Origin of the sequence: Listeria monocytogenes ATCC 19117, from assembly GCF_000307025.1 — a bacterium.
GTDB classification, from domain to species: Bacteria; Bacillota; Bacilli; order Lactobacillales; family Listeriaceae; genus Listeria; species Listeria monocytogenes_B.
In genome coordinates this window covers 648,015-661,060 of record NC_018584.1, presented here as the reverse complement: position 1 = coordinate 661,060, position 13,046 = coordinate 648,015, and the positions used below count along the sequence as shown (strand labels likewise).

Annotated in this window: 11 protein-coding genes and 1 riboswitch; of the genes, 3 read left to right on the top strand and 8 right to left on the bottom strand. The window is 38.8% G+C overall.

The window, feature by feature from the left end:
• The first annotated feature begins 62 nt into the window (after nt 1-62).
• Nucleotides 63-764: a Crp/Fnr family transcriptional regulator gene (locus tag LMOATCC19117_RS03195; RefSeq protein ID WP_003723403.1), complete on the top strand. Its 702-nt coding sequence runs from the start codon at nt 63-65 to the stop codon at nt 762-764.
• An 88-nt stretch (nt 765-852) separates the two neighbouring features.
• Here the strand turns inward: LMOATCC19117_RS03195 and LMOATCC19117_RS03190 are convergent, their stop codons facing one another.
• Nucleotides 853-1,380: an HdeD family acid-resistance protein gene (locus LMOATCC19117_RS03190; RefSeq protein WP_003723402.1), complete on the bottom strand. Its 528-nt coding sequence runs from the start codon at nt 1,378-1,380 to the stop codon at nt 853-855.
• Between the two features lie 238 nt (nt 1,381-1,618).
• Nucleotides 1,619-1,719, top strand: a riboswitch (SAM riboswitch).
• Nucleotides 1,720-1,827: 108 nt separating this feature from the next.
• Here LMOATCC19117_RS03190 and LMOATCC19117_RS03185 point away from each other — a divergent pair.
• Together LMOATCC19117_RS03185 and metX are read left to right on the top strand one after the other, a co-directional pair.
• A complete protein-coding gene (locus LMOATCC19117_RS03185) occupies nt 1,828-3,105 on the top strand; it encodes an O-acetylhomoserine aminocarboxypropyltransferase/cysteine synthase family protein (protein ID WP_003725904.1) in 1,278 nt (425 codons plus the stop codon).
• 16 nt (nt 3,106-3,121) lie between these two features.
• Nucleotides 3,122-4,228, top strand: a complete 1,107-nt coding sequence (gene metX, locus LMOATCC19117_RS03180; protein ID WP_003725903.1) for a homoserine O-acetyltransferase MetX — start codon at nt 3,122-3,124, stop codon at nt 4,226-4,228.
• Nucleotides 4,229-4,265: 37 nt separating this feature from the next.
• On the opposite strand, the gene LMOATCC19117_RS03175 is transcribed toward metX, so the two are convergent.
• The 7 genes from LMOATCC19117_RS03175 to LMOATCC19117_RS03145 form a co-directional block, all read right to left on the bottom strand.
• Nucleotides 4,266-5,066 (bottom strand): formate/nitrite transporter family protein, encoded by an 801-nt coding sequence (locus LMOATCC19117_RS03175; protein WP_003727259.1) that lies wholly within the window; start codon nt 5,064-5,066, stop codon nt 4,266-4,268.
• Nucleotides 5,067-5,292: 226 nt separating this feature from the next.
• Nucleotides 5,293-5,835 carry a DUF1269 domain-containing protein gene (locus tag LMOATCC19117_RS03170; protein WP_003725902.1) on the bottom strand — a complete coding sequence of 181 codons (543 nt, stop codon included), beginning with the start codon at nt 5,833-5,835 and terminating at the stop codon, nt 5,293-5,295.
• A gap of 127 nt (nt 5,836-5,962) precedes the next feature.
• On the bottom strand, nt 5,963-6,733 hold the full coding sequence (locus LMOATCC19117_RS03165) for a DUF1295 domain-containing protein (protein WP_003727260.1): 771 nt from the start codon (nt 6,731-6,733) through the stop codon (nt 5,963-5,965).
• The gene (locus LMOATCC19117_RS03160; protein ID WP_003731310.1) at nt 6,733-8,499 is read right to left on the bottom strand and encodes a DAK2 domain-containing protein; all 1,767 of its coding nucleotides are present in this window, start codon (nt 8,497-8,499) and stop codon (nt 6,733-6,735) included. Before LMOATCC19117_RS03160 ends, LMOATCC19117_RS03165 begins: the two co-directional genes overlap by 1 nt.
• Before the next feature lie 2 nt (nt 8,500-8,501).
• Nucleotides 8,502-8,915 carry a DUF2177 family protein gene (locus LMOATCC19117_RS03155; protein ID WP_003725899.1) on the bottom strand — a complete coding sequence of 138 codons (414 nt, stop codon included), beginning with the start codon at nt 8,913-8,915 and terminating at the stop codon, nt 8,502-8,504.
• 137 nt (nt 8,916-9,052) lie between these two features.
• The gene (locus LMOATCC19117_RS03150; RefSeq protein ID WP_003727263.1) at nt 9,053-10,456 is read right to left on the bottom strand and encodes a cryptochrome/photolyase family protein; all 1,404 of its coding nucleotides are present in this window, start codon (nt 10,454-10,456) and stop codon (nt 9,053-9,055) included.
• Between the two features lie 111 nt (nt 10,457-10,567).
• Entirely contained in the window at nt 10,568-13,033 is a 2,466-nt protein-coding gene (locus LMOATCC19117_RS03145; RefSeq protein ID WP_003734469.1) for a hypothetical protein, read from the bottom strand.
• Nucleotides 13,034-13,046: the final 13 nt, after the last annotated feature.

The window sequence follows — 13,046 nt, the reverse complement described above, 5'->3', positions numbered from 1 at the left end:
ACATTTTGAGTCTTCTCCTATATAATGATAATGATTAACACTGAGAAAAGGGGACTCGGTATATGTCATTACTGAATGAGGAAAATAGCTTTTACAACGTAGATTTACTCAATTTATTAAAAGATTCTAGTGAAGCAGTTCTTCCATATAAAAGAATTCGCTTTAGGCGCAACCAACAGATTTTAGCTGAAGGTGCGGAAACTGATTATTTCTACATCATTGAAGATGGTGTCGTTTCTATGAGTAAAAATACTTGTAAAGAAGATAGCATTATTAACTTCTTAGGTAAACAAGAATGTATCGGGCCGCTTACACTTCTTGGTGGTGCAAAATCACCAGTAAATTACACAACGATAAGTGAAGTGAGTGTTTATCAATTTGAACGTAAATATGTTCTTAATAAATTCTTAAGTTCACCAGATGTTTTTTGGCAGATGAATGCACTTATGCAAAGTATGGTTACACCTATGTTAGAACGGGAAGGTTACGTTAATCTCCCTTCTAGCGAGAAAGTTTTAGCGGGATTAATTGCTTGTGGGGAGAGATTTGGAAGAATCGAGTCGGATGGTTCTTGTTTGATTCCCTATTATTTCACCCAAAAAATCTTGGGAAATTATCTAAATTTAGCTCGAGCTTACGTTGCAACTAACCTGCGAAAGCTCGAAGAAGATGGCATTATTGCGCTTTCGCCAAAACCTTGGCGTGTTAATAATTTCGAGATTCATAAGCAAAAACTAAAAGAAAATCACGAACCTTACATATGAGTGCAAAATGAATACTTTTTTCTAATTGTATTTCGTAAAAATATGCATAATAAAAAGAAGCTATCAAACTAAGATAGCTTCTTTTTTATTAACTATTTTTACCAATAAAGAAAAATGTTGCGATTGCGCCGATACCTTGAACGATGAAGAAAATCGCAACGACAAGGACGATACCAATTGCGGAAACAACTGGATTGAATAGAGCGATAAAACCAACAATAATGCCGATAATACCGATTGTTAAAATCCAGCCCCAGCCTTGTACGTTGTTTTGTTTGGCAGTGAATGCGCCAATTGTACGCATAATACCAGCAAATAATACCCACATACCGAAAAGTAATACGAGTGTTAAAGTTCCGTCAAATTCATTAAATAATAGCAAGAAACCTAGTAAGATGGATAAAATCCCGTCAGCTAGTACCCAGCCAGAAACATTTTGTGATTTTCTGTCTGAAAAGTAAGAGATTGTGTGGAAAATACCAGAAATCAGTAATAAGAAACCAAACATTAATGTCGAGGTTAATAATGAAATTCCTGGATGGAATAAGAACCAAACCCCTAGTATAATCATTGCAATCCCCGCTAATAAAACAAGAATTCGTGTAAAAGTCTTCATTTTTTATTTCAACTCCCCTTTGTTTTTTCTAATTCAACCCCATTTTTAATGAAATATAATTAGTCTTAACTATAATAGCCTAAAAAATGGATTTAAAACCTTTTAAAAAAATTTTTTCTTTCAAAAAAAACGTCGTTGTCACAAATTCAACACAAAAAGTACTAATTTTAGACTTTTTCAGCACATAGTTGACAATTGATGGCATCCAGCGTAATATATAACTTAATTTAATAGTATTTTCTTATCACGAAAGGTGGAGGGACTGGCCCTTTGAAGCCTTAGCAACCGGAATTTATTTTCACGGTGCTAATTCCAGCAGTATATTCTGAAAGATAAGTCGGAAATCCAAGTTTAGGAAACTCTATCCTCTCTGGCGGCTTATATACTGCTAGGGAGGTTTTTTGATGGAAATTACTGATAAATACATATTAAAGAGGAGTGGATTTTATGAGTAATGAGTATAAATTCGAAACAATTCAAGTACACGGCGGACACACACCGGACGGAGATACGCATTCTAGAGCCGTACCAATTTATCAAACGACGTCATACACATTTGATAGCCCGGAACATGCCGCAGCCTTATTTGGTTTACAAGAAACTGGAAATATTTATACACGAATTATGAATCCGACTACAGCTGTTTTAGAAGAACGGTTAACGCTACTTGAAGGCGGTATTGGTGCGGTTGCAACTGCTTCTGGGATGGCTGCTATTACTTACTCTATTTTAAATATTGCGGGTTCTGGAGATCATATCGTCGCAGCCGCAACACTCTATGGCGGAACGCACACGCTATTTTCCCATACGTTTAAAACTTTTGGGATTGACGTAACGTTTGTTGACCCTAATGAACCTGAAAATTTTGAAAAAGCGATTAAAGATAATACGAAAGCTGTTTTTATAGAAACAATTGGGAATCCTGATATTAATATTGTCGATATCGAAAAAGTAGCAGAAATTGCGCACGCATCCGATATCCCGCTCATCGTTGACAACACATTCGCGACCGCTTATTTGAATCGCCCGTTTGATTTTGGCGCAGATATCGTCGTTTACTCGGCAACAAAATTCATTGGTGGTCACGGGGTTGCAATTGGTGGTGCGGTTATTGACTCAGGTAAATTTAACTGGGCAAATGGCAAATTTCCAAAGCTAGTGGTACCAGATGATAGCTACAATGGTTTGTCTTATACAAATGACGTTGGCGCGGCGGCTTATATTACCAAACTACGCGTCTCACTCCTTCGTGATACTGGCGCAGCACTTTCTCCGTTCAACGCCTTCTTACTCATTTTAGGCCTAGAAACACTATCCTTACGCCTTGAGCAACACGTGAAAAATGCGAAACAAGTTGCCAATTTCTTAAATGACCATCCAAAAGTAGCTTGGGTAAATTATCCAGGTTTGAGCGACAACAAATACCACGAATTAGCCCAAAAATATTTACCAAAAGGACCTGGCTCCATTTTCACATTTGGGGTTAAAGGTGGCTACGAGGCTGGTAAAAAAGTGATTGAATCCGTGGAATTATTCTCGCATTTAGCGAATGTTGGTGATGCAAAATCGCTTATCATCCACCCAGCTTCCACGACCCATCAACAACTAAGCGAAGAACAACAATTAACAGCTGGCGTGAAACCAGAGTCCATTCGCCTATCTATCGGAATCGAAAATGCCGATGATATTATCCAAGATTTAACGAAAGCATTAGAGCAAATTTAGGAGGAAGTGAAGAGAAGTGACCTTACAACAAAAAGAACTATTTCAAAAAAGTCCTCTTCTACTTGAAAATGGAGAAACATTAAGCCCTGTTTTAGTCGGCTATGAAACATACGGGACACTTTCCGCCTCACGCGATAATTGCATTTTATTAGAACACGCCCTTACTGGGACGGCACATGCGGCGAAACATTTTGAGAGTGACGCTCCTGGTTGGTGGGATGATTATATTGGTCCGGGGAAAACGATTGATACAGACAAATATTTTCTGGTTTGCACCAATGTATTTGGTGGTTGTAGTGGCACGACTGGACCTTCTTCGATTAATCCAAAAACTGGCGAGCCTTTCCGCTTACAGTTTCCAGGTTTTTCGATTAAAGATATTATTAAAGTGCAGCGTGAACTTTTGGAGCAACTTGGGGTTACGCGAATTGTTTCAGTGATTGGCGGATCGATGGGTGGTATGCAGGCGACGGAATGGGCGATTGATTATGCCGATATCACGGATAGCATTATCAATATCGCCTCCCCGCTTGCTGCTGGGCCTGATGCGATTGGTTACAACTTGATTATGCGCATGGCGATTTTGAACGACCCTGACTTTAATGGGGGCAACTATGTTGGTCAACCTGAGGGCGGACTTGCTACTGCGCGAATGGTTGGGATGATGACTTACCGGACGAGCGAACTTTTCTCGAAACGCTTTGAACGTTTCACTGTCGCCGAGTCTTCTCCTGCCGCTTTCTCAAAAGAGCATTTTCAAATTGAATCGTATTTGCAATATCAAGGGGATACTTTTGTCGAGCGATTTGACGCGAATAGCTACTTATATTTAACAAAGGCAATTGATTTATTCGATGTTACTGCTCCCGCGAAAGACGATTTGCCTGCCTTTGCGAAAATTAAAATTCCGTATTTGCTCATTGGCATCACGACAGATCAACTTTTCCGAATTCATGATTTGCGCCGCGGTTACGAGCTTTTAAAAGAATGGGATGTGCCGGTTACTTATCATGAAGTGGCCTCCGAATACGGTCATGACGCTTTTCTAGTTGAAAAAGAAGTGCCGAAATTCGAACCGCTCATTCGGTCATTTTTAAGTAATTTACCTGTTAAAAGTATATAAAAAAGAGACCTCGGAAAATTTCCGGGGTCTCCTTTAATTAGTCTTTATAAATTGATTTCGTTCGGTTAAGCCAAGCATAGCCGAGTCCGATAACAAGGCCTCCACCTACAAAATTCCCAAGTAAAGCAAGTACTAAATTGACGGTCACATTGCCCGCTGTCATTGCAGCAAGTGTTCCACCAGAAGCGAAAAATGCTAATGAGAAAGAGGAGAAGTTGGCGATAACGTGCTCAAATCCTAAGAATGCAAAGATGAAAATAATGAAAATCATCGCAATGACTTTACCAGCATCATCTTTCATTCGAAGTGTACAAAGCACGGCCGTATTTACAACAATATTGGCGAAAATACCTTCTACAAAAATTTGTAGTGGCGCTTTTTCAAGCTTACCGCTAACAGCAGTAAATAAGAAATGGTCAGCAGGTAAATTATGGAAAACGGATGTTAGGGAAACTAAGTACCCGGCAAGAATTCCACCCAATAAATTACAAACAATACATAAAAGCAAAATTTGTAATGCTTTTCCTGGTTTAACAATTTTTTGATAAACACCAGTTGTCATATACATCATGTTAGAAGTACCAAGCTCAGCATTCATATAAATAATCATAACGAGCGACCAACTAAACATAAATGCATACGTGATTTTACCAAGTCCTGGAGCGAAATGATCAACTTTATCACCAATCATTACAGCGACCGCAGTCCCTAGTGTCAAGAATAAACATGCTAACATCGCGCGCACGATATAACGAAGAATACTATTATTTACTAAATCAATTTTTTTGCGCGTACTATAATCAATTTTCTGCATTAATGGACTACTTTCCACATCCAAATTATTTCATCTCCAAACAAAAAATTTTCTTGTGAAATTCACAACTTGTTTATTGTAGCATGTTTTTAATTTGATGCAAATAGTTTTCAGAAAATAAAAATGAGTTAAGCGTTACCATCTTGAATTTTTTTCTATCTGGGTGTTTTATGTTGTTAATTTCCCCGTTTTCACACTCTTAAAACACAAAAAACGAGAACAGATTTCTCTGTCCTCGTTTGAAATATTTTTATTTACTAAACCAATGTTTTTTAGCAGAATCTTTTGCTTTTCCTTCTGTTTCTTGTGCGCTTTTGATTTCTTGAGCTACGATAGCTTCATCCATACGTTGCACACGCCCGTGTAACTCATCCATTGCTACGTCGTTTACATTTGCTAATTCTTGTTCTGTCGCAATAAGGATGACACCTGTAGAACCTTCTGGAATTGTTTTTAATGTTCTTTCAAATACATTTAAAGCATCTTTCACTTCGCCAGCATCTCGCATGGAACCAACGATTGCGCCGACCATCCAACCAATTAAAATACCAAATGGACCGCCTAAAATACCAATTAACATACCAATAAGGCTATCTTTCATATTTTTATCGGCACCAGTAAAATCAAGAAAATCTTGTGCAACAAGTTTATTTCCTGGCTCATGTTTTACAACCGCCATTTGATAACCAATGATTTTGCGTTCTTGGTGTAATCTTTTCATTTCAGAAAAAGCTTGGTAAGAAATACTTTCTTCATCGAAATTCATAATTAACACTGTTTTTTCTTTTTTCATCTGTTGTACCCCTCTCGCCTCATAAAGTATTATATTCAGATACTATTTATCGTACCTATCTTTCATTTTACTCGCTCTCTCATGTAAATAGCAATTAATAGCAATGTCAAGATAAAATAACTACTTTTTACAGACCTTTTTTACCAATAAAAGGGAAAAATTTTGACGTTTTGTTCGCATATGCTTGAAAATCCGCTCTGTCTTGATATTTTTTTTCAAGTAACGGAACACCGGAAACAAATAGTAATAATAAAGTGATAACAATCGGGCTAGTAATCAGCCAGAGATCATTTAATTGCGTATAGGCAACTAAAAATACACCCCACCAACTAAGTGCTTCACCAAAATAATTTGGATGCCGTGTGACTGACCAAAATCCAGTTGTTAATAATTTGCCTTTATTGGCTGGATTTTTCTTGAAGTTTTCTAATTGCAAATCGCCACCGACTTCAAAAATAAAGCCAATAATCCAGATAACAATACCGAGGATTTGCCACCAAGCGAATGTCGCTGTTTCATTAGCAAAACTATGTGTAATCGGTAAAGCAATAATAAATAATAAAACACCTTGCAACACGAAGACATTTAAGAAGGCTTTCAAATTAACTAATGTCGTTCCCCAGCGTTTGCGCATATTAACGTAGCGATAATCTTCTGGTTTGTTCCAATTCCGGCGCGCTAAATGCCAAAACAAACGGACACCCCAAATCGTCACTAAAACAAGTATGGTTATACTTTGCGCTGTCATGCTAAATGTCGTTAAAAATCCAGTCCATGCTACAACAACAAAGCCGCCGCCCCACGCAATATCAACGAGCGAATATTTTCCTTTTATTTTTGAAATAATAAACCAGAGTATAAAGTAAACAAGTAAAGCGAGTGCTACTGTCCAATACATCATATCGTTTCCTCCTTTTTAATCCCCGCAACTGCGACACTTCCGAGTCCAGCACTAATCGCAATGGCTGCCGAACTATCCACTAAGTAGCTGATTTCCCCGGTTTCTTTTTCAAGTTGCTTCTGCCAAATTGCCGCGGTGTCTCTTGAAGAAACATGTGTAATCGCCAGCTCTTTCAGCTGTAATTTTGCTATTTTTTTAATGATTTTTTTCATACTTTGCTTTTGGCTAAACGATACGCCTATCAATTTGCCATCCCCGGACTCGTCCAAACTCACAATCGGATAGAGTGATAATTTCTGCGCAAGCTTTCCTAACACTCGTGGAATTCTGCCAGACTGGACCATCGGCGACAAATCTGCAACCGCCACATAAATAAAGGTCCGCTCAATCATTTGTTCCACTTCGGGATAAATAGATTCCCATGATTTACCTGATTCCACTAGTTCTACTGCTTGTTTCACTAAAATTCCTTGCGCGACCGAATTTAATTTAGAATCAATTACACGTATCCAGTCCGAGGACAACTCCCGCGCTTTTATCCGCTGTTTGATTAATTGATAAGTTCCGCTTAATTTCGCCGCAACGGAGATAACAAGCACATGTTCATATTTGTGTTCTAAAAAAGATAACAAGGCATCCACCGTACGGATTGTTGGCTGGGCTGTACTCATTTTCGTTTGTTTTCTTAATTTTTCTTGCATCATGTTTGGGCCAACCGTCAATTTATCAAGAAAATTCTCTTCTCCAGCTAAAATATTCATCGGTAATACATGTACTTGGTGCTCCAGTAAAAATGCTTCTGGTAAATCGGCTATCGAATCGGTCACTATAGCAATCTTTGCGCGAGGCTTTTTTGTGACTTCATATTGCAGACGCATATCATCTACTTTTTGATACGTCATCACGCCGTATGCTGCCATGAGGCTTAAAACTTCTTTTGGTTCATTTGTGTGGATATGGATTTTTATTTGTTTCTCATTACCTGCAATTACTAAGGAATCCCCTTTAGCTGCGAGAATTTCCTGTAAATGTTGATGTGAAATAGTCGCTTGTTTAATAATAAATTCCGAGCAATAACGATATTTCGGCTCGCTTGTTTCAACATGCCTATGTTCCGCTGTTTGCTCTACTTCCGTAAAACGAACGGGGTCAGAAACCGCCTTACCACAATAAGCATTTGTAAGCCCGGTGATAAAGTAATAAAACCCTTTCGCACCAGAATCCACCAACCGGTTTTTCCGTAAAATTGGCATTTGAAATTCGGTATTAATTAATGCTTTCTCCGCAACTATTTGTGCATTTAAAAGCGATTGCTGGAAAGAACGCTCCTGCTCATACGTCCCAGCAAGCTCCTCTGACCAAGCCTTCATCACAGACAAAATAGTCCCTTCTTTTGGATCCAACAAGGCTTCATAAGCTTTATGCACCGCATTTTGAAACGCTTGAACTAATCCATCAAAAGTCGATTCAAGGTGGTGATAACTTTCCGCAACAGCATTTAAGTATTGCGCAAAAATCATCCCTGAATTGCCACGAGCACCGATGAGCGCCGCGCTAGCTACTTCCTCTAGCAATTCCTTCGTTGAATATTCTCTCGGGGAAACATGATCAATGATCGCTTGCATTAAAGAAGCTAAATTACTACCCGTGTCGCCATCCGCTACAGGAAAAACATTTATTCGATTAAGCTCGTCTTTTTTACTAATTACTTCAGCCGCCCCGTTTAGCATACTTTGTAATAGACGTTTGCTTTCTGACTCCATCATTAGGAACCTGCTCCCGAGAAGAAATGCAGATTAATAAAGTAAACAATCACTGAAGTCACAGTTGTCACAGCCGTTCCCCAAACGAGATCAATAATGGTCATCGTAATCGGCCAATCTTTAAGTGTCGCCAAGTTCGTCAAATCATACGTCGCATAACAAACTAGACCAAACAACGCGCCTGCTAAAATGGTGTAACCTAAACTTCCTTTTTCTGTCCCAGGAAGTAAAACGAAGAAGGTAACACCAACGACATAAATAAAGTAAAAAATAACTGCTGGAGCAAGTTTTACATCCCCCATTAAATCCCCAATAAATTGTTGATACATTTTTTTAGAAGCTACGAGTAACCAAAAAAGATCAAAAATCAAGAAAACTACTGCACTCGTTAGAAATAGCTTTAAAAATTGCGCCATTGTGATTCCCCCTTATCACTTGATAAATGAATTTTAACATACCCAGGTTCTTACTCCTAGAAGGTTGCTCAAGACTTATACTTTGTGAATACTGCCACAAAAAAATCAATCATTTAATTAAATGATTGACTCATTATCTATATATTTCCCCTAGAATGCTCTTTGCTAAACTCGTAGCGTGCAATGGCTAATTTCCGTCGTTCTTTATGGTCAACTATTGGAAATGGATAGTCTTTTCCTAACAGCAAGCCATGCTCTTTCTGCTCAGTTTCTGACATTTTTTCTGGTTGATGAATATATTTATCAGGTAGATTCGCTAACTCTTTTACATATTTTCGAATAAATTTCCCAGTCGAATCAAATTTTTGTGATTGTGTCGTTGGGTTGAAAATCCTAAAGTATGGCACCGCATCCGTTCCAGTCGAAGCCGCCCATTGCCAGCCACCAATATTACTCGCAGGATCATAATCAATCAGCATTTGTTGAAAATACTTTTCGCCAAAACGCCAATCAATCAGCAAATCTTTTGTTAAAAAGGACGCCGTAATCATTCTTAGTCGATTATGCATCCAACCAGTTTCTTTCAACTGGCGCATCGCCGCATCAACGAGCGGGAAACCAGTCTTCCCTTCTTGCCACGCTTTGAAATATTCACGGTTATTTTCCCATTCAATAAAACGATAATTTTCTTGGATCGGCTCGTTTTTTTGGTTAGGAAAAGAAACGTAAATCATATTATAAAAGTCGCGCCAACACAGTTCTTTTTCAAATGTAGCTCGTCCTTCTGTTGCTTCTGTTTCTTGAAGTGTCTGCCAAATCGTCCGAATCGAGATTTCCCCCGTTCGTAAATAACGTGATAAATGGCTTGTTTTATCCAGTTCCGGGAAATCTCTCGCTTTGTCATAGTCAGCAACATCGTGTTTAATAAAATTCGCAAGTCTCGTGTTCGCTGCTCGTTCACCAATATCTAATATCGGTAAATCGCTAGTCATTTCCGCAAATTGTTCTTCATATTTCAGAAACAAGCTTTCTTTCCGGATATTCTCATGCTTTAAAGTCACTTTGAACGGCGTTTCTTTTATTTCTTCGCGCCATTTTTTATAATAAGGGGTAAAAATTTTATAGTATTCTGTTGGAGATTTCTTTACTTCTTCCGCTGAATGAAGATAGCTATCGTGGAAGGCTTGAACCTCGATTTTTTGTTCGTCAAAGAACGCTTGCGCCGCCTCATCCCGCTTTGCTCCGTATCCTGTTTCATCACGGTTGAAATAAACTTTATCCCAGCTTGGTAGCGTATCTTTAAGTTGTTGGAAGCATTCTATCGGTTCACCAAACATGATTTGTAAATGCGCAGTTTTATCGATTTCTTGCTTAAAATGAGCCACACTTGCAAAAAAAGCTTGGTGGCTAGGACTTCCTGTGATGAACTGTGCTGGATTTACTTGAAATAACAAAAGCAAATCGTCCTCTTTACAAGCATGATAGAGAGCTTTATTATCGTTTACTCGAAGATCTCTCCGAAACCACATTACCGAAGTCATTTTCTTCCACCTTTCGCAAATTACTTAACGCTATTATACGAGAAACTAGTGTATTTAGAAAACAATGGGCTTATAACATGAAAAAACCTGTTAACTTTTGCTAACAGGTTTTTACGGAGCATCCGTCAAAGTCCACTCGATTGTTGTTTCATAGCTTTCATCCACATAAGCCTCCGCTGCATCAACTTCTACCAAAATCCCTTGGTCTTCTGCCCATTCTATCGGAACAATCATCTCACTAGCTGACTGCGATTCAAAAATGGTGATTGGTTCAGCGGAAAGAATTTTTTTCGCTCCAGTATTATCAATAAAAATGAGCCCATTTGGCAAAGTATGCGCCGAATTTGTCGTGGATGTCAGCGGTGTTTTAACGGTTGCTGTTACGCTAAATTTGCCGCCTGAGCCCCTTGAATCAAGCACAGATAAATCAAAGTCAGCGTTTCGTTTTGCGATATTTTTTTGTTGATTAAGCTCCATTGTTTCGAAGGAAATCGTTTCTGGCACATGATTAAATTTAAGCTCACCCGTAACCTGAATCGCAATCTCTTTCGTTAATCCGTCAATTTGTATCGTTGCCGCATAGGTGCCTGTCTCTTTTTTCAAATTGGTGCTAGCTACTTTCAACTCCGCGCTTAAGTCCTCACCAGTTTCGATATTGAAAGCTTTTGCACCCGATTTGCTTAAAATGAATTGCTCCAGTTCGGCCTCATTGAGCTCGATAATATCTTTTACATTTACCGAAAAGTCCGCCGCTCGTAATGCTTTGCCATCTTGTATCTCTGTTTCATCATCTTTAATAAAAACGGGTACACGGATATCCACGTAATTTTGTGCCTTATCTTCTAAGCGAACAATGGCTTCTGTGGGTCCAAATACATTAGTATCGGGCGCGCTTTGTAAAGTAGTTGTAACTCCCGCTCCAGATGTATTATCGGAATGATCATAAATATTTGTTACTAATTCGGCTACATCTGGAAAGGGATCTCCAAGTTGGATAATTTGAGTAACAGCCTCACCACTTGGCGGAGTCACATCTTCTACAGTTATATCGTCTAATGTTATCCTTTTTTGGTCTTGTTTAATGGTTGTAGTCAATTTAATGTAAGGCTTGATAAAACCATTTGGAATAGCAATTCGATAAGTTCCCGCCTCATTTGCCGGTCCTTCTAAAACCTTATTTTCCCCATTTTCTGTGTATGAAATACTTATAAAAGCGTTTGGTGTCGCTGTTCCTGTAATTTCATTATCTGCGTCTGTCACTGGATTTATCGTTCCTTCAAGTCGCCCCATTGCAATCATTCGCGCGGTGTTTTGATTAAAATTAGTCGGCGTCATCCCCGCATTCGTTGACAGAATTTTTGTCGTTGTCCCTGTGTACGTCAAACTCCCCGTCACATTTTCCCCATTTGGCAAACTAAAACTTTGCGATGCCAAATCCGTTCGATCAATGGTTCCAACCGTATCCCAGTAATTCACCATTTGCGCATTTAAATTAAAGGTGTTCGCATAAGGCCAGTAAAACATCGGCGTATTTGAATTTGTCGTAATTAAAAAGCTCCGAGGATCATTTATATCTAACTTCGCCGTCGCATTATAAAACTGGATAATATAGCCAGTTCCGCCTGTTTTATTCAAGATAAAGCGGGCATCAGGACTTACGGTAATATCATCTGCCACCCATAGAAGTGGATTCCCGCCAGCAGTTTTTGTCATAGTTACATCCGCACCTGACGCGATTTTAACAGTTCCGCCCGGTGTGTCTCGGAAAATATTATTGTTAGAAGTAATAGCTAACTTCGCATTCTTTTTCACATCTATGTCAATTGGTTTTGCCCCTGAACGATAAAACATCCCTGTCCCATTAGAAAGTATCGTCACGTCTGCATTTTCTTCCACTGTAAAAGTGTTTACCTCAGCCGTTCCACCACCGAACCAAAAAGCACTATTCGCATTCGAACTTGCGTGATTGATATTCAACTTACCGGAAACGCTCACGCCTTTAATTTCCGCGACTTCATTTGGTGCCGCAGAACCAGATACAACGGACGCTATTGTTATATCATTGGTTCCTTTAAAATTCGCCGTTCCATTCAAATTATATATCATTTGCGGACCTTGATAGTGAACATTTTCATAGTTTTGTACGACGTTTTTTGCAGCCCCATAAACCGAAATCGTCCCATAATAATTTTTCCCCACAACATTAATATCTCTTAAAGTTGTCTCTTTTGCACCTGTGTTGGTATTAACTGTAATCACGCTGCTCTGGGCACCAGCTGATGCCATTGTTTCTGTCAAAGTATGTATTTCACCTGTTGCTGGATTTTTTCCTGATAAAGTAAATGTCTTTTTCGTCGCTGGGATGATAATTCCACCCGATAATTCAACATCTGCACCTAAATACACTGTATCTATTCCATTATCTTCGGAAATAGCTGTTTTTAATTCTGTAAAATTAGTCACTATCGCTTCATTTGATGCTAAGTCCCTACTCCCATTTTCCGCTGCTACCACTATTTTAAAACCAAGAAAAAGAGCCGCAATGGTCAATACAAGTATTAATTTTTTGAAAGCCAATTCGCCAGCTCCT

Coding starts and splice junctions, on each gene's coding strand:
- LMOATCC19117_RS03160 (WP_003731310.1), bottom strand. CDS start 8,499: ATGGAGTCAGAAAGCAAACGTCTATTACAAAGTATGCTAAACGGGGCG.
- LMOATCC19117_RS03150 (WP_003727263.1), bottom strand. CDS start 10,456: ATGACTTCGGTAATGTGGTTTCGGAGAGATCTTCGAGTAAACGATAAT.
- LMOATCC19117_RS03195 (WP_003723403.1), top strand. CDS start 63: ATGTCATTACTGAATGAGGAAAATAGCTTTTACAACGTAGATTTACTC.
- LMOATCC19117_RS03165 (WP_003727260.1), bottom strand. CDS start 6,733: ATGTATTGGACAGTAGCACTCGCTTTACTTGTTTACTTTATACTCTGG.
- LMOATCC19117_RS03170 (WP_003725902.1), bottom strand. CDS start 5,835: ATGAAAAAAGAAAAAACAGTGTTAATTATGAATTTCGATGAAGAAAGT.
- LMOATCC19117_RS03185 (WP_003725904.1), top strand. CDS start 1,828: ATGAGTAATGAGTATAAATTCGAAACAATTCAAGTACACGGCGGACAC.
- LMOATCC19117_RS03190 (WP_003723402.1), bottom strand. CDS start 1,380: ATGAAGACTTTTACACGAATTCTTGTTTTATTAGCGGGGATTGCAATG.
- LMOATCC19117_RS03155 (WP_003725899.1), bottom strand. CDS start 8,915: ATGGCGCAATTTTTAAAGCTATTTCTAACGAGTGCAGTAGTTTTCTTG.